This window comes from Jeotgalibacillus sp. S-D1 (assembly GCF_004358665.1).
Taxonomy (GTDB): Bacteria; Bacillota; Bacilli; order Bacillales; family Jeotgalibacillaceae; genus Jeotgalibacillus.
This window is the reverse complement of record NZ_SMZR01000002.1, coordinates 501,038-523,595: the sequence shown is the minus strand read 5'-3', so window position 1 is coordinate 523,595 and position 22,558 is coordinate 501,038. Positions and strand designations below refer to the sequence as shown.

24 protein-coding genes are annotated in these 22,558 nt (G+C 43.3%); 18 read left to right on the top strand and 6 right to left on the bottom strand.

Features of this window, described 5'->3' with window-relative positions:
• Window positions 1–7: 7 nt before the first annotated feature.
• From E2R51_RS09585 to E2R51_RS09540, 10 genes are all read left to right on the top strand, one after another.
• On the top strand, window positions 8–919 hold the full coding sequence (locus tag E2R51_RS09585) for an iron-hydroxamate ABC transporter substrate-binding protein (RefSeq protein WP_133376822.1): 912 nt from the start codon (window positions 8–10) through the stop codon (window positions 917–919).
• A gap of 54 nt (window positions 920–973) precedes the next feature.
• Window positions 974–1,972, top strand: coding sequence for a FecCD family ABC transporter permease (locus E2R51_RS09580; RefSeq protein ID WP_133376821.1), 999 nt, complete (start codon window positions 974–976; stop codon window positions 1,970–1,972).
• Entirely contained in the window at window positions 1,969–2,976 is a 1,008-nt protein-coding gene (locus tag E2R51_RS09575; RefSeq protein ID WP_133376820.1) for a FecCD family ABC transporter permease, read from the top strand. Before E2R51_RS09580 ends, E2R51_RS09575 begins: the two co-directional genes overlap by 4 nt.
• 171 nt (window positions 2,977–3,147) lie before the next feature.
• Entirely contained in the window at window positions 3,148–3,393 is a 246-nt protein-coding gene (gene spoIIID, locus E2R51_RS09570; protein WP_133376819.1) for a sporulation transcriptional regulator SpoIIID, read from the top strand.
• Between the two features lie 215 nt (window positions 3,394–3,608).
• Window positions 3,609–4,610: a rod shape-determining protein gene (gene mreB, locus E2R51_RS09565; protein ID WP_133376818.1), complete on the top strand. Its 1,002-nt coding sequence runs from the start codon at window positions 3,609–3,611 to the stop codon at window positions 4,608–4,610.
• A 147-nt stretch (window positions 4,611–4,757) separates the two neighbouring features.
• A complete protein-coding gene (locus E2R51_RS09560) occupies window positions 4,758–5,600 on the top strand; it encodes a flagellar hook-basal body protein (protein ID WP_133376817.1) in 843 nt (280 codons plus the stop codon).
• Window positions 5,601–5,633: 33 nt separating this feature from the next.
• A complete protein-coding gene (locus E2R51_RS09555; RefSeq protein WP_133376816.1) occupies window positions 5,634–6,470 on the top strand; it encodes a flagellar hook-basal body protein in 837 nt (278 codons plus the stop codon).
• 13 nt (window positions 6,471–6,483) lie between these two features.
• The gene (locus E2R51_RS09550; protein WP_133376815.1) at window positions 6,484–6,753 is read left to right on the top strand and encodes a DNA-directed RNA polymerase subunit beta; all 270 of its coding nucleotides are present in this window, start codon (window positions 6,484–6,486) and stop codon (window positions 6,751–6,753) included.
• Between the two features lie 21 nt (window positions 6,754–6,774).
• On the top strand, window positions 6,775–7,197 hold the full coding sequence (fabZ, locus tag E2R51_RS09545) for a 3-hydroxyacyl-ACP dehydratase FabZ (RefSeq protein WP_133376814.1): 423 nt from the start codon (window positions 6,775–6,777) through the stop codon (window positions 7,195–7,197).
• A 143-nt stretch (window positions 7,198–7,340) separates the two neighbouring features.
• Window positions 7,341–7,652 carry a hypothetical protein gene (locus E2R51_RS09540; protein ID WP_133376813.1) on the top strand — a complete coding sequence of 104 codons (312 nt, stop codon included), beginning with the start codon at window positions 7,341–7,343 and terminating at the stop codon, window positions 7,650–7,652.
• Between the two features lie 846 nt (window positions 7,653–8,498).
• Here the strand turns inward: E2R51_RS09540 and E2R51_RS09535 are convergent.
• Window positions 8,499–9,323, bottom strand: a complete 825-nt coding sequence (locus tag E2R51_RS09535) for a class I SAM-dependent methyltransferase (RefSeq protein WP_133376812.1) — start codon at window positions 9,321–9,323, stop codon at window positions 8,499–8,501.
• Between the two features lie 76 nt (window positions 9,324–9,399).
• Window positions 9,400–9,828, bottom strand: coding sequence for a YwpF family protein (locus E2R51_RS09530; protein ID WP_133376811.1), 429 nt, complete (start codon window positions 9,826–9,828; stop codon window positions 9,400–9,402).
• A 247-nt stretch (window positions 9,829–10,075) separates the two neighbouring features.
• Here E2R51_RS09530 and E2R51_RS09525 point away from each other — a divergent pair, with 247 nt between their 5' ends.
• Entirely contained in the window at window positions 10,076–10,459 is a 384-nt protein-coding gene (locus E2R51_RS09525; RefSeq protein WP_133376810.1) for a single-stranded DNA-binding protein, read from the top strand.
• Between the two features lie 154 nt (window positions 10,460–10,613).
• Here E2R51_RS09525 and E2R51_RS09520 read toward each other — a convergent pair whose 3' ends face one another.
• Complete coding sequence (locus tag E2R51_RS09520; protein ID WP_133376809.1) at window positions 10,614–13,454, bottom strand: DEAD/DEAH box helicase; 2,841 nt, start codon at window positions 13,452–13,454, stop codon at window positions 10,614–10,616.
• Complete coding sequence (locus tag E2R51_RS09515; protein ID WP_133376808.1) at window positions 13,441–15,006, bottom strand: SWIM zinc finger family protein; 1,566 nt, start codon at window positions 15,004–15,006, stop codon at window positions 13,441–13,443. Before E2R51_RS09515 ends, E2R51_RS09520 begins: the two co-directional genes overlap by 14 nt.
• 216 nt (window positions 15,007–15,222) lie before the next feature.
• Between E2R51_RS09515 and E2R51_RS09510 the strand changes: the two genes are divergently transcribed.
• The 3 genes from E2R51_RS09510 to E2R51_RS09500 all read left to right on the top strand — a co-directional run bounded on the left by E2R51_RS09510 (window position 15,223) and on the right by E2R51_RS09500 (window position 17,725).
• Window positions 15,223–15,561 (top strand): hypothetical protein, encoded by a 339-nt coding sequence (locus E2R51_RS09510; protein ID WP_133376807.1) that lies wholly within the window; start codon window positions 15,223–15,225, stop codon window positions 15,559–15,561.
• A 77-nt stretch (window positions 15,562–15,638) separates the two neighbouring features.
• Window positions 15,639–16,745, top strand: a complete 1,107-nt coding sequence (locus E2R51_RS09505) for a hypothetical protein (RefSeq protein ID WP_133376806.1) — start codon at window positions 15,639–15,641, stop codon at window positions 16,743–16,745.
• A 323-nt stretch (window positions 16,746–17,068) separates the two neighbouring features.
• A complete protein-coding gene (locus E2R51_RS09500) occupies window positions 17,069–17,725 on the top strand; it encodes an excalibur calcium-binding domain-containing protein (protein WP_133376805.1) in 657 nt (218 codons plus the stop codon).
• Between the two features lie 230 nt (window positions 17,726–17,955).
• On the opposite strand, the gene E2R51_RS09495 is transcribed toward E2R51_RS09500, so the two are convergent.
• Window positions 17,956–18,852 (bottom strand): cation diffusion facilitator family transporter, encoded by an 897-nt coding sequence (locus E2R51_RS09495; protein WP_133376804.1) that lies wholly within the window; start codon window positions 18,850–18,852, stop codon window positions 17,956–17,958.
• A 350-nt stretch (window positions 18,853–19,202) separates the two neighbouring features.
• Window positions 19,203–19,694, bottom strand: a complete 492-nt coding sequence (locus E2R51_RS09490) for an LURP-one-related/scramblase family protein (protein ID WP_133376803.1) — start codon at window positions 19,692–19,694, stop codon at window positions 19,203–19,205.
• Window positions 19,695–20,029: 335 nt separating this feature from the next.
• Here E2R51_RS09490 and E2R51_RS09485 point away from each other — a divergent pair, with 335 nt between their 5' ends.
• The 4 genes from E2R51_RS09485 (at window position 20,030) to E2R51_RS09470 (ending at window position 22,473) form a co-directional block, all read left to right on the top strand.
• Complete coding sequence (locus tag E2R51_RS09485; RefSeq protein WP_483299931.1) at window positions 20,030–20,998, top strand: phosphotransferase enzyme family protein; 969 nt, start codon at window positions 20,030–20,032, stop codon at window positions 20,996–20,998.
• A gap of 151 nt (window positions 20,999–21,149) precedes the next feature.
• Window positions 21,150–21,566: a hypothetical protein gene (locus E2R51_RS09480; RefSeq protein ID WP_133376802.1), complete on the top strand. Its 417-nt coding sequence runs from the start codon at window positions 21,150–21,152 to the stop codon at window positions 21,564–21,566.
• 168 nt (window positions 21,567–21,734) lie between these two features.
• Window positions 21,735–22,028, top strand: coding sequence for a 3-isopropylmalate dehydrogenase (locus tag E2R51_RS09475; RefSeq protein ID WP_133376801.1), 294 nt, complete (start codon window positions 21,735–21,737; stop codon window positions 22,026–22,028).
• Between the two features lie 178 nt (window positions 22,029–22,206).
• A complete protein-coding gene (locus tag E2R51_RS09470) occupies window positions 22,207–22,473 on the top strand; it encodes a hypothetical protein (protein ID WP_133376800.1) in 267 nt (88 codons plus the stop codon).
• Window positions 22,474–22,558: the final 85 nt, after the last annotated feature.

The window sequence follows — 22,558 nt, the reverse complement described above, 5'->3', positions numbered from 1 at the left end:
TTTCCCCATGAAAAAAAATCTTATCATCCCATTCTCCATATTTGCTGCGCTTGTACTTGCAGGCTGCAATTCAGATACAGACACTTCTTCAGATGAACCGGCTGCAGAATCAGATACCATTACATATGAATCTGAAAACGGCCCCGTTGAGGTTCCGGCAGATCCGGAGCGCATCGTCGTTCTATCTTCATTTGCAGGAAATGTTCTTGCCCTGGATGAAGAACTTGTGGGTGTTGATTCCTGGTCAAAAACAAGCCCGAACTACGAGCTTGAAGGAGTCGAGGAAGTAACGGCGGACAATCTTGAAAAGATAATTGAGCTTGATCCCGACTTAATCATCGGTTTATCAAATACGGAAAACCTTGAGCAGCTGCAGGAAATTGCTCCTACTGTAACCTACACATACGGAGCGCTTGATTATCTTGAGCAGCATGTTGAAATCGGGAAGCTCTTAAATAAAGAAGAGGAAGCAAAGCAGTGGGTGGAAGACTTCCAGATGCGTGCACAGGAAGCAGGAGAAGACATTAAAGCTGAAATCGGAGAAGATGCAACGGTTACCGTCATTGAAAACTTTGATAAGCAGTTGTATGTGTTCGGCGACAACTGGGCCCGGGGAACAGAAATCCTTTATCAGGAGATGGGCCTTGCAATGCCTGAGAAGGTGAAAGAAATGGCTCTGGCAGATGGCTTCTATGCTTTATCTGCAGAAGTGCTTCCTGAATATGCAGGCGACTATTTAGTGATCAGTCGCCCGGCAGAGCAGGATAATTCATTTATGGAAACGGAGACCTACAAGAATATTCCGGCTGTTAAAAATGGTAATGTATACGTAGCCGATGCAGAAAGATTCTATTTTAATGATCCGATAACACTGGATTATCAGCTGGAGTTCTTTAAAGAAAATTTCTTAGGAAACTAACAAAAAAGGCTGTAGATTCCCTGCAGCCTTTTTTGTATGAAATGAGTGAAAAGAATGAATCGAGAACGTGCTATAGCAATCAAATTCGCAGCAGGCGCTCTGGTGTTACTCATTATGTTTGCTGTTGCCGTGACATTAGGGGCAGCCGATACCACCCTCTCAGATGTGTACCGGGCCATGTTTACCGGCGATCGCAGCTCCATTTCGCTAGTGCTGATTGAAATCCGTTTTCCACGGGAGGTTGCAGCGGTTGTGGTGGGTGCAGCTCTCGCTGTTGCAGGTGCAATTATGCAGGGAATGACAAGAAACCCCCTTGCTGATCCGGGGCTTTTAGGATTAACAGCAGGAGCCAACGCAGCACTGGCAGCTGCTTTTGCATTGATTCCCGGCATTAATTATATGGGCATTGTGCTGGCGAGCTTTATCGGGGCAGCAGTTGGTGCAGGAATGGTGTTTGGCATAGCTTCCATGCGCCGCGGCGGCTTTTCACCCATCAAGGTCGTGCTGGCGGGTGCTGCTGTGTCAGCGTTCTTATTTGCGATCGCTGAAGGCATTGCGCTGACATTCAAGCTATCTCAAAATGTAGCACAGTGGACGGCGGGAGGGCTGATCGGCACGACGTGGAGTCAGCTTGATTTGCTTATTCCAATTACTGCAGGCGGCATTGTGGCGGCCATTTTATTTTCTAAACAGCTCACGATTTTAAGCTTAAGTGAAGAGGTGGCAATCGGACTGGGCTCACGAACAGGACAGGTTAAAGCGGTATTTTTTGTGCTGGTCATTATTTTAGCCGGCTCTGCTGTGGCGCTCGCAGGGAATTTTGCCTTTGTAGGTCTTTTGGTGCCTCATATCGTCCGTGCGATCGTTGGAACAGACTACCGCTTTATCCTGCCGATGTGCGTGCTGATCGGCGGAGCATTTATGCTGTTTGCTGATACCGCTGGACGCCTGATTAATGCCCCGTATGAAACGCCCGTTGCGGCAATTGTGGCACTTCTCGGGCTGCCATTCTTCTTATATGTTGTACGGAAAGGGGTGAATATGTCGGCATGATTCATCCATCATTACTTAAAAAACAGCGGCTGCTTTTGATTGCTTTTCTTCTGCTGACAGTAGCAACCATGGTGATCAGCCTGGGCTTTGGTTCTTCTTCGGTGTCCTATAGCCGCATTATCCCTACTATAATGGGGAATGGCCAGTTTATTGATGAGTTTGTTTTATTTGAACTCAGGCTTCCTCGAATGATTGTGACCGTGCTTGCCGGGATGGCGCTTGCTGTATCCGGTTCTGTGCTGCAAAGCATTACAAGAAATGATTTAGCGGATCCGGGGATTATTGGCATTAACTCTGGTGCCGGTGCCGCAGTAGCCATCTTCTTTTTATTTTTGCCAATCGAAGCGGGGGCATTTACGTATATGATTCCAGCCGTTGCCTTTGCGGGTGCTTTTGTAACAGCTGTTCTCATTTATCTATTTGCCTATGACCGGAGAAATGGCCTTCAGCCAATTCGCCTCATTTTGATCGGGGTGGGGTTCTCGATGGCTTTATCAGGCTTGATGATTGTCTTGATTTCATCTGCTGAGCGTGAAAAAGTTGATTTCATTGCCCAGTGGCTGGCAGGCAACGTCTGGGGAACAAGCTGGCCGTTTGTCTATGCTCTTCTGCCATGGCTCTTGATCCTGGTGCCGTTTGTATTATACAAGGGGCAGAGGCTGAATATATTAAACCTGAGTGAACCGGTTGCGATCGGGGTGGGAATTGGCGTTAACCGGGAACGGATTGTGCTGATGATCGCAGCTGTAGCGCTTGCCGCTTCAGCTGTGTCCGTAACAGGCGGCATCGCATTCGTTGGGTTAATGGCCCCGCATATTGCGAAATCTCTTGTCGGCCCGCGTAATCAGCTGTTTATTCCATTAGCGATGCTGATTGGCGGCTGGCTGCTGCTGACCGCTGACACGATCGGACGGAACAGTATCGAACCAAACGGCATTCCGGCAGGTGTGGTAGTGGCAGTTATCGGGGCACCTTATTTTGTCTGGCTGCTGGTAAAGAAGTAAGCCTTTTTGCTGAAGGGATTTCAAGCCTTTGGCAGCGGATTAAATGGGAAAGAAAACGAATTCACAATTCTTTCAAAAAGTTCGCATAGCCCCCGTACTTGCCTGCATATAATGGGACAAATGGAGGGGGTCACTCCCCTGGATTGTGATCCCCTGTGGGAGGCCGGAGCATTGCACGACTACATCAGGGAGAGAACGCTCTTGGTTGGTAAGCATATTGTGGAGACGAGACAAACCGTACGCGTCACTGCCAAAACCTTTGGTGTGTCGAAGAGCACCGTGCACAAGGATCTGACCGAGCGACTGCCTGAACTTAATCCGGCATTAGCCAACGAAGTTAAACATATTCTAGACTATCATAAATCGATTAGACATCTACGGGGCGGGCAAGCAACCAAGGAGAAATACAAAGGATAAGAGGTTATGAATCAAACATCTGTTTGGTTCATGACCTCTTGTCTTTGTTGTGGTAATATATACTTATTGGACTATGCTTGCGTGCGTAAAATATGCGGTGAGCCCTATCTGGTCACGCATTACATACATATAGAAGCTGATCGGAAGCCATTAAAGTTAGGAAATAAGATCGAGTTTTGCCGTCTGGGAAAAGAAGAAGGGAGCAAATAGAAGAAATGTTTGCAAAAGATATTGGAATTGACCTTGGTACTGCCAACCTATTGATCCATGTAAAAGGAAAAGGAATTGTGTTAAACGAGCCATCAGTAGTGGCGATTGATAAAAATACCAACCGTGTTCTTGCAGTGGGGGAAGAAGCGCGTAACATGGTGGGGAGAACACCCGGCAACATCGTCGCGATCCGGCCGCTGAAAGACGGGGTTATCGCGGATTTTGATGTGACAGAAGCCATGCTGAAGCATTTTATTAACAAGTTGAATGTAAAAGGGTTCTTATCAAAGCCTCGCATTTTGATTTGCTGTCCGACAAATATTACAAGCGTTGAGCAAAAAGCGATTCGCGAGGCAGCAGAAAAAAGCGGCGGTAAAAGAATCTTCCTCGAAGAAGAGCCGAAGGTGGCAGCAATAGGGGCAGGAATGGACATTTTCCAGCCAAGCGGCAATATGGTTGTTGATATTGGCGGAGGCACAACCGATGTAGCGGTTTTATCCATGGGCGACATCGTAACTTCTTCTTCAATTAAAATGGCCGGCGATCAGTTTGATGCAGAAATATTAAACTATGTAAAAAAAGAATATAAATTGCTCATCGGCGAACGGACAGCTGAAGCGATTAAAATAAATATTGCGACGGTATTCCCGGATTCACGCCATGAGCAAATGGATATTCGCGGGCGTGATATGGTAAGCGGCCTCCCTCGCACGATTTCAATCACATCAGGTGAAGTCGAAGGAGCCCTTCGTGAATCCATTTCTGTAATTGTTCAGGCAGCAAGAAACGTGCTGGAGAAAACACCGCCTGAATTATCAGCAGATATTATCGACCGCGGCGTTATCCTGACAGGTGGCGGAGCCCTTCTTCACGGCATTGACCAGCTGCTTGCAGCAGAGCTTAAGGTGCCTGTTTTTGTAGCAGAAAATCCAATGGACTGCGTAGCAATTGGAACAGGTGTAATGCTTGAGCACATCGACAAAATTCCTTACCGTAAATTAGGATAAGCAGCATTTTGGCCGGCCGGGTGGCTTTCGTATGTCCGTCAAATGTCGGATAAACGAAAACCATCCCGAATAGCCATGCACATCCTGAAAGAATACAGGTATAATAGGTTGAAAGAAGAAATGATTTCCTGATAAAGAGGTGACGGAATGTTCAGAGGGTTTTATACGGCAGCAACCGGCATGATCGCTCAGCAGCGTCAAACCGAGCTGTTGACAAACAATATGTCCAATATGAATACACCTGGTTTCAAGGCGGACCAGTCATCAATGAGAGCATTTCCCGACATGCTGCTATCCAGTCTTGGCGATGCAAAGACCCCGTTCAAACACAAACAGGGTATGGGTAACACGCCAATCGTCGGCGCTTTGAACACAGGTGTATATATGCAGGAAACCCTCCCCCTCTTCACTCAGGGTGACGTCCGGGAAACCGGTCTCGCAACGGACATGGCAATTGTTCAGGGGACCATGCCGGTCAACGAAGAAACAGGTAAACAAGGCGCTGTTTTTTTCACTGTTCAAGGGACGGACGGCGAAGTGAGATTCACCCGAAATGGCAATTTTACACTTGACGCCCAAGGATTTTTAACAACAGCTGACGGCCATTATGTGCTGAATGCAACGGGCAGCCGCATCGAATTGGAAAGTGACCAGTTCAAGCTTGAAGAAGATGGCCGGATTATAACTGGAGACCGGGAAACTGCACGATTGGGCATCTCCTATTCAGACGATCCACAATCGCTGGTGCATGAAGGGAACGGCTTGTTCAAAGCACCCGAGGATGCAGAGCTGGCGGATGCATTTGGACAGGCTGACCAGCCATTTGTGATCCAGCAGGGTGCCCTTGAGCGCTCAAATGTGGACAGCGCCCGCACGATGACAGATTTAATGTCCTCATACCGTGCATTTGAAGCCAACCAAAAGGTGCTCCAGTCCTACGATCGAAGCATGGAGAAAACGGTAAATGAAGTTGGACGCGTGAACGGATAATCCTGCAGAGAGCAGAAAGTGAGGAGCATCACATTGATTCGAAATTTAGTTACAGCCACTAATACGATGGGACAGCTCCAAAAGCAGCTGGACGTCATTTCACATAATATAGCGAATTCAAATACTGACGGCTACAAACAAAGCACTGCTTCCTTTTCATCGCTGCTGACGCAGGAGTTTCAAAACCAGCGGGGGGACAATGCCATTCGGCAATCCCCGCCTGGCATCCGGCTTGGAAACGGGGCCAAAATAGCCCAAATTCAGCTTGATGGACAGCAGGGAAGCCTAAAGCGGACCGATCGGCCATTGGATTTTGGATTTACAGCACAAAATCAATACTTTAAAGTACTGGTACAGGGCGATGAAGGCATCCAAAAGCAGAACTTTACCCGTGCCGGCGCTTTTTATTTCTCTCCGGTCAATGATAATGAAGTAATGCTTGTTGACGGTCAGGGAAATGCCCTGTTAAATCAAAATGATGAAGCCATTACATTTGAGGGTCCGGTTGACAATATACGCTTAACTCAAAATGGCACTCTTTTGGTAAGTGCGAATGGCAACGAGCAGCAGGCGGAGCTCGGGATTGTGACCATTCAGCGTCCTCAGTTGATGGAGCGTGTATCCAGTGTGTACCTGGGACTTCCGGATAATCTGGATGAATTAGGTGCAGAGCGCGGTGATGTGCTGGTGCAGGCTGAGGGAGCTCTTCGCAATCAAATCGGTCTGGAGCAGGGCTCACTTGAGCAATCCAATGTAGATCTGTCAAAAGCCTTTACTGATATGATGGAAGTGCAGCGCAATTATCAATTTCACTCAAGAGCAATCTCCATTTCAGACCAAATGTCCGGTCTTGTAAACGGAATGCGTTAAAGGAGTTTTAAAGATGAATGAAAACAGCTCGTCAAAGAAAGAGCAAAAAGCAGCCCCAGTACAGGGTCCGGAAGAAAAAGGTAGCAGTAGACCAAGATGGGTGCAGGTGCGCCTATTCCCGATTCTTTTACGCGTGATCATTGTGCTTGCTTTAGCAGCGGGCAGCTTAACAATCGGCCTCATGGTCGGCTATGGCATAATTGGCGATGGAAAACCGCAGGATGCCTTGAAAAAAGAAACATGGACCCATATTATTGATATTGTAAAACAAGATACAGAATAGACTTAACAGGGGGAAGACGGCATGTTGGATTTACAGCAAATTAAAGAAATCATTCCACATCGTTATCCATTTTTACTTATTGACAAAATTGTGGAAATTGAAGAAGGCAAGCGCGCTGTTGGCATTAAAAATGTAACGGCAAACGAAGAGTTTTTCAATGGCCATTTCCCGGACTATCCGGTAATGCCAGGCGTTTTAATTGTAGAAGCATTAGCGCAAACAGGCGGAGTCGCCATGCTGATGCAGGAAGAGCATAAAGGCAAGCTTGCCTTTTTTACCGGCATTGATAATTGCCGTTTCAAACGTCAAGTCAAGCCAGGCGATCAGCTTCGTCTCGAAGTGGAAATTGTTCGCATTAAAGGCCCGGTTGGCAAAGGAAAAGCAACCGCTACAGTAGACGGTCAAACAGTCTGCGAAGCAGAAATTATGTTTGCCCTTAAATAAACCCGTAAAAACGAAAGCAATGGCTTCTTGCCCTGCTTTCGTTTTTTATTATCTCCAAATAAAAGTACATAATCCTCCTTTCTCTGGAGAAACTACCTGAAGACCGGTATCAGGTCATCAAAATTCGAAAGGAGTGGAATCAAATGAATAAATTTGTGAAAATTGCAACTGGTTCTATGCTTGCTGCTGCCCTAATGGTTGGCTGTAACATGAATGACGACAATGCAAACGACAACAACGAATCAATGATGGACGATGCTGTAAACGATACAGAAAATGACATCGACCGTGACCGTAACGAAATGGATAACAACGGGAACATTGATACGTATGACAATGGCGAAAACAACACGAATGACGACAACAACGACATGAATGACATGAATGGCGATAACAAAGAAGATGCCGTTGAAGATAACGTTGATCGTGAAGACAAAGACAAAAAAGACGAGTAATAAAAACTCGAGGGGGGAGCCATCCTCTCTTACATACAAAAGCCCTGGCTCATGTGCAGCCAGGGCTTATTATAATTAAATTAAATTAAATGCATCAGTTTAACGCCGTGATAATTCGATTTTTTCATTAGGAACGATCGTGTCCAGTTTTTTTGAGTGCCTTCGAGTAAAAAATTGTAGTTGAAATACCAAAATTGGTGCCATTTAAATTTTATACGCATATGCTTGCCCTCCTGTTGTTGTACTGATGATCCATTTCCTAAATGTTGTACCTTTATCATAACGGCTGATTATTTATACAGTATTAATGGATTATTAAGGAATTGTAAAAATTGGTGTTGGTGCTTGTGCGGGCTTGGAGTTCTACATTTTAAATCGGACATTCTACAGCCCGAGCGTGAGCTTCTACCTTTCAAACTGGAACTTCTACACTTCACTCCGGGAGTTCTACATTTCCCGGTCGACCTTCTACATTTCCCAAAAACCCCGCCATCTGGGTCTCACCACTTAAACAAGTTTCAGCTGGATCAACTTGCTTGGAAGCTGGTTTGTCTTTTCCTACGTGCTGCGCACAAGTTCTACACCTTATCTAGAATATTCTACAGCCCGGGCGAGAAGTTCTACCCTTCAAACCGGACCTTCTACACTTCGCGCCGCGCGTTCTACATTTCCCAGCCGACCTTCTACATTTCCCGTCCACCACCCCGTCCATCTAAGTACCGCCACTAAAACTTAATTGGTCTCGATATATTAAGGGTAAAAAAGATATTTAAAAAGACTAAGCTATATAAACAAAAGAGGTCCCACATCTTGATAAGGGGACCTCTTTTTTGTATGCGATTTAAACTACTTTGCACGTAAAATAAAACTGTTTAATGACCGCTCATTTTCATTTGATCCATTCATCAGTTCATAATAGGTGGTTGCGAGGGTTTGAATCATCGGCGGGACGTTGGCGAATTCTTTTCGAATGCTATTGGCATAACTCATTTCCCACTGTGCATCCTGTAAATAGGTAGCATCAACGATCCCTTCTGTTTCGATTTGAAAACCTGCCTGATTAAGTAGTTGGCGAATCTGGTTTTTGTGAAACAGGTTTTGAATGTTTCCATCATTTTTCACGAAATTTGAGTGCAATGCCAAAATGGACGCTGCACAAAAATGAGACCGCTGTGAAAGATGAGTAAAATCAATATCCCACTCTGCGATGCAAATGCTTTTTGCTATTTTGCGTAATTTCTTAAAAGAAAGGAGTAAATCTTCAGGTCTTTGAAAATACCATGAGCTATGAGAAAGCACAGCAACATCAAATTGTTCACTTGATTCAAATAATTCGACATCCATTTCAAAATGGAAGGTAATACGGTCGCCCAATACAGAACTTTTTATCTTGTCTGTTGCTTGTCCTAATGTCTTTGGTGCCCCATAATGACGACTGGCACTATCTAGAGCGATTACCTTGCCGGTTTGTCCTGCTGCATCCGCTAATGCTGCCGTTGTATCACCTTGTCCACAGCCGATTTCCAGTACACTCATTCCTTCTTTAATACCAAATGCTTCGGTTAAATTCAGGCGGTGCTGCAGCTGAATCTGCTGGATTTCATCTTTAGCGAAAAGGTTATATGCAAACAAGAAGGCTTTTGTTTTGTTCGTTAACTCAACCACTGTCATTTCACCCCTTGCAAATTATTTTTTAATGTACTAAAAAAGAGCCTAACGGTTTTACGGTTAGGCTCTGATATATCCTTTATACCTTCTTCAGCCGCGGCTTGGCTTTCATTTGCTCCTTGAAGGCATGAACGAGGTCCGTGCCCTCTAAGTCGGAACCTGAAACCAGGTGGTCGAGAAGTTCTTCTGCGTATTCGTTTCGCTGGTTGCGGAGGTGGCCGGTGAACAGGACGCTCATTTTGTCGCCGATTTGACGAACGTCATGGACATGGGCGAATAGGGATGCTGGATCATTGCGTTCACTTGAAATGACCGCACGAACCTCCAGATCTTCACGGTTCTGCTGGATTCGTTTGAAGAAATCAATTTTTTCGGCTGGTAAAAAAGCCTCCAGAATCCATGTTTGTTTTTCATCCTCTTTATTGATAATCAGACCGTCAACCAGGTTAAAGTCACGTATGGAATCATTTTCGACAATTTGAAGCTTTACCAGCTTAAACGTTTTCATCCTAAAGCCCCCTTCGGTTGGGTTGTTTACTTATTATAACATATTCAAATTTGTGAGAAGGGGAGAAACAATTGAAAATACGGATCTTACCTATTTTTCGACAAAGCATATTTTGAAAAATATAATTAATAGCTAACAAAAACAGCATTTCACCTCCGCTGATAGCCATCAAAACGCGAAAGTGCCGCTTTTACAGAGCTGAAACCATCAGGTATGATGAGCTTACCTTAAAGAAAGGAGGCACATCATGATCAATCAAGTTACGCTGGTTGGGCGGCTGACACGGGATCCGGATCTTCGGGAAATCGGCAATGGAAAGCATGTTCTGTCTGTGACTGTAGCGGTCAACCGTCCGTTTAAAAATCAACTGGGTGAGCAGGAAGCTGATTTTGTACGTTGCACGATCTGGAACAGGACGGCAGAAACGACTTCCCAGTATTGCACAAAGGGCTCGCTAGTTGGTGTCACTGGCAGAATTCAGACAAGATCATTTGAAAAAGAAGGGAAGCGGCAGTACATGACGGAAGTTGTGGCTGAATCCGTCCGCTTTCTGGAACCGAAACGCTCCCCAGAATCATCTTCATCTTTTTCCGCAGTCGCAGAAACTCTTCATGTAGAAACCATTCAATAATATACCGTTCCATTCCACTCATTCCTCTTAATAACAATGGCGCAGTACCCACTCCGCAAGACCATCCATTCCGCTGAATCTGGTCATCCTCCCCGGCTGCCAGGCTCTGCTCCACATACTTAAAGCCCCAGTCATTCCCTGACCGGGGCTCTTTTTAAGGTGACAGCACTAATAAATCTTCAAGCTCCTGATTGGAAAGCTCGGTGATCCACTGGTCGCCTTTTATAATTTCTTCATTTAGCGATTGTTTTTTCTCTAGCATAAGGTCGATTTTTTCTTCAATCGTACCTGAGCTGATAAATTTATGAACATGCACAAAACGCGTTTGGCCAATTCGGTAAGCGCGGTCTGTTGCCTGGTTTTCAACCGCAGGATTCCACCAGCGGTCATAGTGAATAACGTGATTGGCTGCGGTAAGCGTTAAACCGGTGCCGCCCGCTTTAAGCGATAAGATAAAGATTGGAAATTGTCCATTTTGAAATTGTTCGACCATTTCATCACGGCGATTTTTCGGTGTGGAGCCATTTAAAAATGGAACCTTTACGCCGTATTGCTTTTCAAGCACCTGCTTGATCATATTCCCCATTGAAATGTACTGGGTAAAGATGATGGTTGCTTCTTTCGCTTCCATGATCTGCTCTGCCAAATCCATAAGCTTTAGCATTTTTTCGGAACGGTCCACAATCATCTCAAGCTCCGGATCGATTTCCCGGAGGAAAAGAGCCGGGTGGTCGCATAGCTGCTTGAGGCGATTTAACATCTGCAGCACCATTCCTTTGCGTTCAATGCCGCTTAGGGTTGGTATTTTTTCGAGTGTTTCTTTCACCAGCTGCTCATAAAGGGAAGCCTGCTCAGTTGTTAGTGGGCAGAATTCCTTCTGCTCGATTTTTGCAGGCAGGTTTAAGCCGACTGCAGGATCGTTTTTGGTCCGTCTGAGAAGAAAAGGACGTATCCGACCCTGCAGCTTTTTCGTTAAGGCTTCTGAGCTGTCCCGTTCAATCGGCACTACATAATGCTGGCGGAACGTTGAAAGGGAACCAAGGTAGCCGTGATTGATAAAATCAAATATTGCCCATAGCTCAGACAGCCTGTTTTCCATTGGTGTACCGGTTAAGGCAATATGGTGCTGTCCTTGCAGCTGGCGGATCGCACGTGATTGCTTGGTGTGCGGATTTTTAATATTTTGAGCCTCATCAAGCGCAACAGAAGCCCATTGAATGGACGAGAGCTCCTCCTGGTCAGCATGGCAGAGCCCATAGGAGGTAAGAACGACGTCCTTTTTTTCAATTGCACGGCTGAAGCTTTTACCCTTTGCTCTGCTTGGTCCGTAGTGCAGATGCAGTGAAAGGGAAGGGGCGAAGCGCTCGATTTCACGCTGCCAGTTTCCAAGAACAGAGGTTGGACACACGATTAAAAATGGTGCCTCAAGCTTTTCCTTATCCTTCACATGGAGCATATAGCTGATCAGCTGAATTGTTTTGCCAAGACCCATATCATCCGCTAAACAGGCTCCAAAACGGTTGGAGCGCAAAAATGTCAGCCAGCTGTAGCCCTGCTGCTGATAGGGACGGAGTGTTCCTTCAAGACCTGAAGGAGGTTCAACGAGCGGGATTTGACCGACATCGCTTAATGAATTCAGCATGGATTTCATGGAACGGTTCAGTTCATATTGAATGTGTAAATCATCGGCTTCATCATGGAGATCGTCAATGCCTTCTGCATGATCAAGTTCCTGCTCCAGCAAATCGCGCATGCGGATGCCCTGTTTTTTTGCAGCGGACATAGCCTGCTGAATGCGGGCAATTAAAGCAGGGTCCAGCGCCACCCAGTCGCCGTTGATTTGTATAAAGCGTCTTTTTTCACTGACTAGCGCTTCAAACTCTTCATCGCTCATGTCACTGCCGTTAATCGATACCTTCCAGTCGTAATCGACCAGCGCATCAAGCCCAACAAAGGATGGACGGTAGCTGCGGTCGCCTTTAACGGCCGCCTTTAGTGTAATATTGGATTGCTGAATTGACTTCCACCATGAAGGCAGCAGGATTTCAACATCCAGTGCCAACAGCTTCTGGCTTCCTTCTGTTAAAAACAGCCAGGCGCGTTCTTCTGCCATTTCTGTCTGCCAGATGCCTTCATCTTTTAAATACGGAATCAGGCGCACCCATCTGGACAGCTCGCGTTCAATTTGATCCTTTTCCTTTTTCCACCTGTCGGGAAGCGAGCGTTCCAGCGGAAGGGAAAGCTTCAAATCATAGATCCAGTCTGCCCGGCGCTGATCGCGTAAAAATGGCTGCATCGTCCATAAGCCGTCCTCAGACATCGGCTCTTCAAAGCGGATCCCGAACCGGTAAGGATGGGTCAGGTCTTTTTCCTGCACCCAGTCGGCCCATTTTTCTTCATCAAAGTAAGTCGCTAAATCCTCTGCCGTTAGGGCATGGTTTTCATTAAAAATTCTTTTTGCCAGCCCCTGGCTTCGGTGATGATGTTCAAAAAAGTAGGTGATTGCCTGCTGATACCATTCATTTACCTGACCTATGGCTTCTCCATCCAGTGAATCGGATTCTGCATTGGTCATATCGAGCCACTCTGTCCAGAAATCATCGCTCAGCGTCATGGTGAACTGGTCACCATTGGCTGAATCCTTATGATGCCATTCATCCAGCCATTTGCCTTCTGTTATCCATTCAAATAAGAGAGGAGCGGCATCATAGTAGAATTGTGCAGAGGGCGAAAAGTCCCATTCGATGCGCCCGTGAAAGCTCGGCTGCGCAAACAGGGTTAAAATGGCCCAGCTGTCCAGGATAACGCTTCGGTCAGGCGCCTGTGGATGCTGCTTTGTCATGGTGCCGTGATAGCTTTCTTTATGCCACAATAAAAGCTGCTTCTGCCAGGTGTTGGGCAAAAGCGGCTCGCCATCCTCACTGATGACGCGAAGGGAAAAATGACCGTCAGTCAATGGTGTTACGTCAATCAGTTGATTGTCACTCTTCCACATGAATCAGTTTCCCCCTTTTGCATTCTTCGTGAAACGCGCGCAGCCGTTTATGCTGGTTTAAAGTCGCCTGGAAGTAATGCTCCCATTTTTGCGACTGGTTGCTTTGCTGGTAAATCTTTTTCAGCTTCTTTAAATAGCTGACCGCTTTGCGATAGGTCTCGCGCTGCCTTCCAGCAATCAGGGACTCAATCCACTGATGAAGCAAAGGCACGGCAAACTCCGGCCGTTTATCAATCAGCTGTTTAAAGCCTGCAAGCTCGAGCTCTTCAGGCGAGAACTCAATCCAGTGAACGAGCTCAACCCATTCTTTATACTTTCCTGCGTCTAAAAGCAGTGATCCCAAATGTCTTGCACTATAAGGCAGCAAAGCTTCATACACAGCGATCGTCGAGTCGGGCGATTGCATGCGAAGCTTTCCTGACTCAAGCTTGCGGATTAGCCAGGTTGAAAAGGATCGTTTCTCTGAATCCGTTATAAACAAGGCCAAATAGCCCGGAACCTTTTTTGGAAGCTCCTTTAAAATCGTTACGGCTGCTTCCATTCGGTCATCCCACAGCATCCATTCCATCCACCGTACAGCGTGCGGTACAACAGATGGAGGGGATAGACGGAATTGCTCCTTCCACAGGTCGCTCTTCATTAACAGCAGGGCAAGACCTGTACGGGCAAACAGGATTTCATCGGTTTCTTCCTCAACCGCTGTAATGCGTTCAAGCTCCCGTTCCCGCCATGCCTTCGAGGTGAATAGCTGAAACCACAGCAGGGAGTAAGCAGCATAAGAAGTGGAAGAAGAAAGCTCCCCAAGCAAAAGATGAGACCCGGTTCGAAGATCTTCCAGGAACGGGTCAAAGGCAAAGGGACGTGCATATACCGCGAGATCAGACATCGCATCTTCCATGCTTTCTAAAATATGCGCTAAATGATCAATCACGTCTTCATTTCCAAGGAGTGCTTCATCGTAGGATTTCACACCCTGTGATAAATAAACAAATAACCAAAACATTGTATGAAGCTCATACAGCGGCTTCCACTCTTTTTCCATTGGCGTATGCTTTTGAATCGTTAATTGTGCGTTCTTAATATAATGGTCAAACAAAAATGGCTGTTCAGAAATATGGCTGTATTGCAGATGTGAAATCGACTGCTCAACCGTTGCTTTCCATGATTCAGGCGTTTTGTTGACCTGCATCATCGAAGGCTTCTGGTTTCGCCATTTTGATATCCATTGGCTCACACTTGAGGTCTGCTGATAAAACTTAAAAAACACAGCCATTCGGTGACGGCACCATTGCTCGTCAGGACAGCTGCAGCTGCTTGATTTTGAAGGATCAAGTGAGATGCGGACATTGACCTGATACACATCGCGCACCTTTGCACGCAGCATATTCATCGACTGATCATAGCCTCCATCGTACACCGTACCCTGTCTATATAAAAAAAGCCCTTTTTGAATCAGGCGTTCGTCTTGTTGATTGGACGGCACAAACTGTTGAAAAAGCTTGTTCTCCAGCTGTTCCATCCCGTTCGTAAATGATTGAGACTGAAAACTCATCGCATACCTACCACCTTTAATAATCAAAAAAACGTACCTTTTATTATACTATATTTTGCCCGAAAAACGAACTGGCAGGTGGAAATTAACCGGAATTTGCATCACTTCCCGCATCTTTTAAAAAAATCCGGAGTGAATTTCTTGCCGGATACATGTCTGATACATTACGCAATAAGATAACAGTAGCTTGTTTAATCAGCTTGTAAGGAGCGGGTTATGATGAAATTTAATTTTCACATGCATGAAGACCTCCCTAAGCTTTCCTGGTGTTTAAAAATGGAGAAGGATCAACCGCTGATTGAGGTTTCACATGGAAAATGGGTGGAAGCAAACGCCCGCTTTTTTATAGAGGGCACCTGGAATGGTGAATTTGATCAGGGAGATTTTGATCATGCTGAGACGGTTATGGGGAGCGGGGCAGCGATAACCGGTGATACGCTTGTTGTTTGCACGCCTTCTCATACAACAGAATGCCTGTATTCCAAAAAAAAGAGGACACTCTGTGGTTTTCCAACTCTCTTGCATTTGTTCTGGAAGCATCTGGATCTTCATTAAGCATCAATTATCTAGATTATGAAAATGACTTCCTAAGTATTTCTGATGGGATAAAAAAATATCGTGATCACATTCCCTTGAGTGACAGCAATACTGTTCATATCCACTACTTTTTGAATCTCAGCATTAATCAGAATCTTGATATAACCAAGGTTTCCAAGCCTCTGCCCCCATCATTTTCTGATTATCACGATTACAAAGGCTATCTTTCGGAAGTTTTAAAGTCACTTGCGCAAAATGCGGCAAGCTCAGAGCGAAACGTTCGCTATTCACCAATCGTATTCAGCTCAAATGGCTATGATTCGGTTGCCTGCGCCGCTTTAGGGAGAGAAATAGGCTGCACCGAGGCTGTGGTGTTTGAATCCAAAAGAAAAAACAGATCCGACAGCGGCAAAGAAGCCGTTTTGGCACTCGGATACGAAACAATTCATGAAAAGCATGAACTTGATTATTTGAAGACGAACTGCTCAGAAGAATTTGTAGCAGGAGGGGAGTTAGGGACCTCCATCTTTTTCGCTGCCGCAGAAAAAGAGCTGGAGGGTAAACTTCTGTTAAGCGGGGTTCACGGAGATAAAATATGGGATCGAAACTGTCAAACGGCTGGAGAAGACATCATACGCTCCTTTTTTCCGGATACGGCAAAGACCGAATTTCGATTACGTGTCGGCTACCAGCAGATACCCATTCCTTTCATTGGTGTACTTAATCATCGGGATGTCCACCAAATTTCAAATTCAGACCAAATGGCCCCATGGTCAATCAGAGAGGAATATGACAGACCTATCCCGAGAAGAATTGCAGAAGAAAAAGGGGTGCCGCGGGAAGCGTTTGGTATTGAGAAGGTAGGCGGAGCAGCAAGCAGCCTGCGCTTTTTAAGCCTCGGCTACCTGAAAAAAGTCATGCCGCCAAAAAGCTTTGAGGATTTCAAACAGTATTATGAAACAAATAAATCCCAAAGGAAAAAGTCCATTCATTATTTCATCCGTTTCAAATTGTATTCCATCTACTGTCTTACGGTGTTTTTAAATAAGCTGCATCTCACAGTCTTCGAACGAATCATGCGGGTGAATAAGTGGAACAGAAAATATACCTGCAGCCCCTGGGCGCCGTCGTTTCTTTTGCATTGGGGAGTGGAGAAGCTTGGGAGGAAATACAGTGAGGGGTTAATGAATTTTAAAAAATAAACTGGAAGGTTTCCGATACTATAGATGTCCATTTGATTTAGGTAAGTAGTTCACCTTAAAAGCCTTAAGAAATGCTTTTTAGAAGCATTTCTTAAGGCTTTTTATGTGGTCGAAAAATGTTTTTGTTAATTAATTATTAATATTACATATTAGTAAAAATTTGTTACAATTTTACTCTTAATGTATTATAATGGAATTCAAAGTATTAATTAAGGTTAAATTAGGGGGATGTAAAACAAAAATTTCAGTCATTAACTATTTTTGGACATGTCTTCAGTAGCACATACCTGTGGAAAATACATGTAATATTAAGGAGCAGACCGGTGGACATACTATTCACTTTAGCTTTAATTGGATTTTTGACAATTGGGGTTATTTATTTTGCCAGATTAATCATGAAAAAGAAACCGTACCATTTACAACACGGCATTAGCGCAGGTATTCTCCTTGGATTATCAATCGTTTTGTTAGCGATCTCTGTTACGAATTCGGATGAGAAATCAATAATTGAATTAGAAGAAAAGGCAGTAAAATTAGAAAATGTAAATAGTGATTTAATGTCTCAAGTAGAAGATTCTCAAAAGATAGAAGCGGATTATGAATTGGAGCTGGAAGAGGCAAAGGGTAAGCTGGCACCTTTGCAAGAGAAACTGGATTCAAATAAAAAGGAATACGATTCACTTATGGATAAAAATAAAGGAAAAGATTCATTGATTGAAAACTTAGAAGAAAAAGTGGCGACCCTTGAAGAGAATGTGGAGTCATTAGAAACTGAATTGACTACAGCTAAAGAAGCTGCTGCAGTTGCTGCAACAAGTTCTGTTTCTGAATCATCTACGGCGTCTGCTGACACAGGTGCAGGGCGTAAATTCCAGAATTGTACAGACTTAAGAACTGTCCACCCAGGTGGAGTTTCTTCCGATCATGCTGATTATCAGCCAAGTATGGATCGTGATAAAGACGGCTGGGCTTGCGAATGATAAAATAAAAAACTCCGGGTAGCAGTGTCTATCCGGAGTTTTGCGTATTAGGAAAAAAATCAACGGTGTATATATCTGGCTCCAAAGTAAGGTTTCTTTAACCTCATGTCTGGATTGGGGGATGAAGAAGCTTAGGAGGAAATACGAAAAGGATACTCCAACGGCTCATTTTGCCCTGAAGTACCCTTTTTTCCAATTGACTACCAAAATGGATTTAGTTACTTGGTCCATCACTCATCGGCATTATACGGATTAACATGCACAAACACTTTCTTGATCTCCCGATGCTTCTCGAGCAGCGTTTTTTTGACCTCTTTTGAAATCAAATGGCCCTCTTCCACTGTTAATTGAGGATCAACGCCTACTTTAATATCAATGACAATATAATGGCCGTGTGTCCGTGCCAGCAGCTCGTCGACTCTTTCCACCCCTGTAATGGCTGAAGCGGTTTTTATAAAAGGGCTTGTTTTATCTGTTTCAAGCACCTGCTCCATCATAATTAAGCTGGACTCCTTCGCCAGGGAATAGCCTACTTTAATGACCAGCAGGGAAACGGCAATACCAGCGATAGGGTCTAAATAGACCAGGATCGGATAATTGAAGCTGTCACCGATAATCGCTCCTGCTACACCGATGAAGGCAGCGACAGAGGAAAGAGCATCTGAACGGTGATGCCAGGCTTCTGCTAATAGAGCGGAGGAGTCAATTCTTTTTGCCAGCCTGAACTTATATTGAAACATTAATTCCTTTGCAACAAGGGAAATAGCGATCGCTACTAACGCAATATTGCCAGGGGAGACAGGGGGTTCACCGAAAAACACCTGGGAGGAAGAAATGGCAATTTCAATCCCTACAACAATTAATAGAATCGCAACAATAAAGCTTGCGATATTTTCTGCTTTTCCATGGCCATACGGATGCTCTTCATCCGGCGGCTTTTGCGCCGTCCGAAGCCCCATCAAAACAGCAAAGGATCCTGCCACATCAGAAGCTGAGTGTGCGGCATCTGCGATTAGTGCCCGACTGCCGGAAATCCACCCGACAACACCCTTCAGTATGGTTAAAAGTATATTTAAAATAATGCCAATCCAGGTTGCGAATCTGGCCTGTTTAAAACGAGTATCCATTTTGTACACCACCATTATCAATCTATAATCCAAAAAGAGTAACGCTATTTATCCTACCAAGTGAACCCTGTGTGGGTCTATAGAAACCTTTTTGTAAGCTGCAACCTTTGTTTCGGCGAAGAAAACAACCTATATATCCGGAACAATGTTGCACTGAGGCAATAGTAAATTTATAGTTGCCAATGGGGGTAATCTTAACTGTCCTCATGTAACCAAAGGTAAAACTATCCACCTTTCTTTGACCAATTATTTGTGCACCCAACTTTTGTTTCTTTAGTAAAAAGGATTCTGCACACCAAAAAGAATGTCCTTAGAATAGGGACATTCTCTTTGCACACAATAACTTTCGTCTATGGGGCTGAGGAAGCTGCTGCCTGATCAGCTTTCACACAATCGATTGCCACAACGAGTGCAATCATGAGGGTTTCCATCTCTTCATCTGCTATTTGAATCTTATAGCTATCCCCCCAGCTTAACCATTCTTTGCTCACCTGGCCTGCGATTTTACCATGCTGTAAAACTTGAAAATCCATATCCCACCAATTGCCGTTTACTGTAATGCCTGCCGCATCAATAGAATATTGTGCTTTTAAAAAAGAAAATTCCTTCTGTATGGTTAATACCTCTCGACCATCTACTTCAACAAAAAACTTTGGTAAAAAGCTGAACGTCTTTTTCGTAATGAGTGCTACTTCATTTCTAGCCGTATTCATAATGGAGAAAGTCTTTGGAAGTTGCATAAAACTACCCTCCACATAATAGACATCCTTCTCCTCCTGATCCTTTACAGTAAAGCTCCCATTAAGACTGAATACTTTCTGCTTAATATAAAGCTGCTTCATCCTTACACCTCCCTATTCCTAAGTCCATACATTACTTACGTTTGAAATGGACAGTGGTTGCAAACTTTTACATTAATAATTGTTCCAAACAAAAACGCCTTTTGGTTCACCGCTATTACCTCTTTCAAGATCTAACGAATAATGTATGCTTATTTCTTTACGAATGAAAAGGAATTTAATGTTAAAATAAAGAGGCGAATTTATACAACGCATAGTCCAGAGTGAGCGTCAGATGGGATTTTTAAAAACGAGGTGATCTAATGGATATGTTTATTATAATGTTACTGGCAATTGCAATAGGGCTCGTTGTTCTATACATTTTACCGCTATTATTTATATACAAGAAATATCTAACATATATGAACATACATAAGATACGTGAACTGCTTAACAGAATATATCCAGTGGAGTTAATTAAAGTTGAATCTGTAACAGATGAGATGTTTCGATGCACTGCTGAAGAAGGTGTTTACTTTGCAAGGATTACAAACTACAAAAGCTTTGATGAGCAATTAGAAGAAGTTCATTATACGGATTTCTTATTTAAAGAAGGATTTGGTGTCTCGCCGACAATTGCTTCTATAAATGGTAATGTTGTAGAAAAGATAACGCTGGAACAAAATGAAATCTTAGCTGTTCTTTATAAATCGGCACCTGGTGAACACCTATCAAGGAATCAGTGGGATGCAGAGGTATTAAAAGAAGTAGGTCGGAAAATTGGTAAATTGCATCGTTTGTCCAAAAAGTTTGAAGAAGTACATGAAAGTAGATCGATCAATGATTGGCATGATAACGAGGAATATGCCTTTCTTAAATATATACCGGAAGAGGAATCTGTTATTAGAGATATTGCTGAAGAGGTTTTATCCACTATAAAAACAATCCCTAAACATAAATCAAATTATGGGTTGTTACACGGTGATTTATGTTTAGAAAATATTCTCGTTGATAAAGGCTTGAATTTGACCATGATTGATTTTCAAGATTGTGAGAAGCATTTTTATATATTTGACTTAGCAGTTCCCATATACAGTGCGTTGGAATATTCGTTTGTAGGTGGAGGTAACATCGGAGAATATGGACGAAGTATTACGAAAGCAATCATTGAAGGTTATCAAGAGGAGAATGAACTCTCCTCAGATATGGCAGATAAACTTCCTCTATTTATTAAATTAAAAGAAATATTTGAATACAGTTTAATGCACATGTATTGGGATAAAGAACAGCTAACTGAAGAACAAATAAGAATAATGAACCATTTTAGAATGAGGATTGAACTCAATCATTCCATTCTTAATATATAACTGCAGTACATTGTGGCACTAACAGATGCATTCCTTCAATAAGGAATGCATTTTTCTTTGTCAACGAAAAGGGAATTAATGTTAAGCTAAACAAGCAGTATCGTTTAACAGCATAATGAATCATGTTTTATTTTTAAAGGGATGTGGAACGATGAAAAGGCTTTTAGCAATAGCAATATCAGTGATTATATTTGCGACCAGTTACTCTTGGATTTCTTATGTGCCGAGTTCTCAAAGGGAACCTAATGTTTATTATTTTGGTTTTATAGAGACGTTTATTTTTGTCGTTATTTATGCTGGTCCAATTTATTTTCTGGTTGGTTTACCTCTTTCAATCTTTATTGATAGGTTAATTGCTGGTGTTACAAGAAAGTCAAAATGGGCAAAATACTTTGTTGGATTAGGTTTTTATTCATTAGTTGGTGTCCTTGTTGGCGTTATTTTTCTTATTATTTTCATTCAAAATACCTATCAATTAGATGTCATTATAATTTCAGCATACGGCTTTGTTGCTTCTAATATTTACTTTCACTTGTCATTATTACTATCAACAATAATAAAAAAATAGAGATTTAATCTTTAGCAAATGGGCGCATTCCTTCAAAAAGGGATGCTTTTTTCTTTGTCAACGAAAAGGGAATTAATGTTAAAATAAAGGGGCATTGAAAAATTATGCATTACATAAGAGATAGATGGGTTTTAATTTGATGGAAAAACGTTCTTAGGGGGTAGTTAAATGAGTGGTTTTTTAATATTTCTTATGGTTTTTTTTATTGCGGCTGCAAATATTATTGCAGTTATTTCCTACAAAAAAAAGAGAAATCTTTACTTTGCTGCTTTTACAATCTTATTATTAGCAGCTTCATTTGGGGGGATTGGTGGTGCAGCAGCACTTTTGGTTATTCATGATCCTTTCGCAATCTTTTACGGGTTACAAGTAGCATACTTTTTATTAATAAATAGTATTATTGCTTTTTTTATTGCCATTTTAGTAACCATAATTAAAAAATACAACAACAGAACAGCGTGAGGCGTGATTTACGCCCATATTAAACTAACTGGTGCGATAGCTACCATGGTTCAGTTAACGGGAAAGCTTAGTTGAAGAGTAATGTGTAACACTTGTGTACAACTTGAAAATAAAGGAGCAGTAGAGTCTAAGGAATTCAGCAATATACGGGAAAATATGGTTGAAAAGAGGAGTATGGATGGTCGTTGAATTTTTATTGCCACTGTTACTAATAATAGCTTCTGTTTATTGGACAATGAAAGTTCCTTATTCAAAAAGATTTCTACCAATTGTTATACTTATTTTATTAGCAATTTTAGTCTTTATAGTTCCTTTAATACTTGCATCTTTGGATGTGATTAGTGGAGGTTTCGGTATAGCAATTATAAGTATTTACTTTTCTGTTTCACTGGTCGTTGGTACCTTAGTAAACCTTATAGTGGTTTTTACTATAAAGAAGAGATAACCGTAACAATTATAGCTCAATTAGAGTAGCTGCTTCTTTCGCCTAACGGGGCAGGGCAGGTTTGTTTAATAGGGGTTAAGTAAAC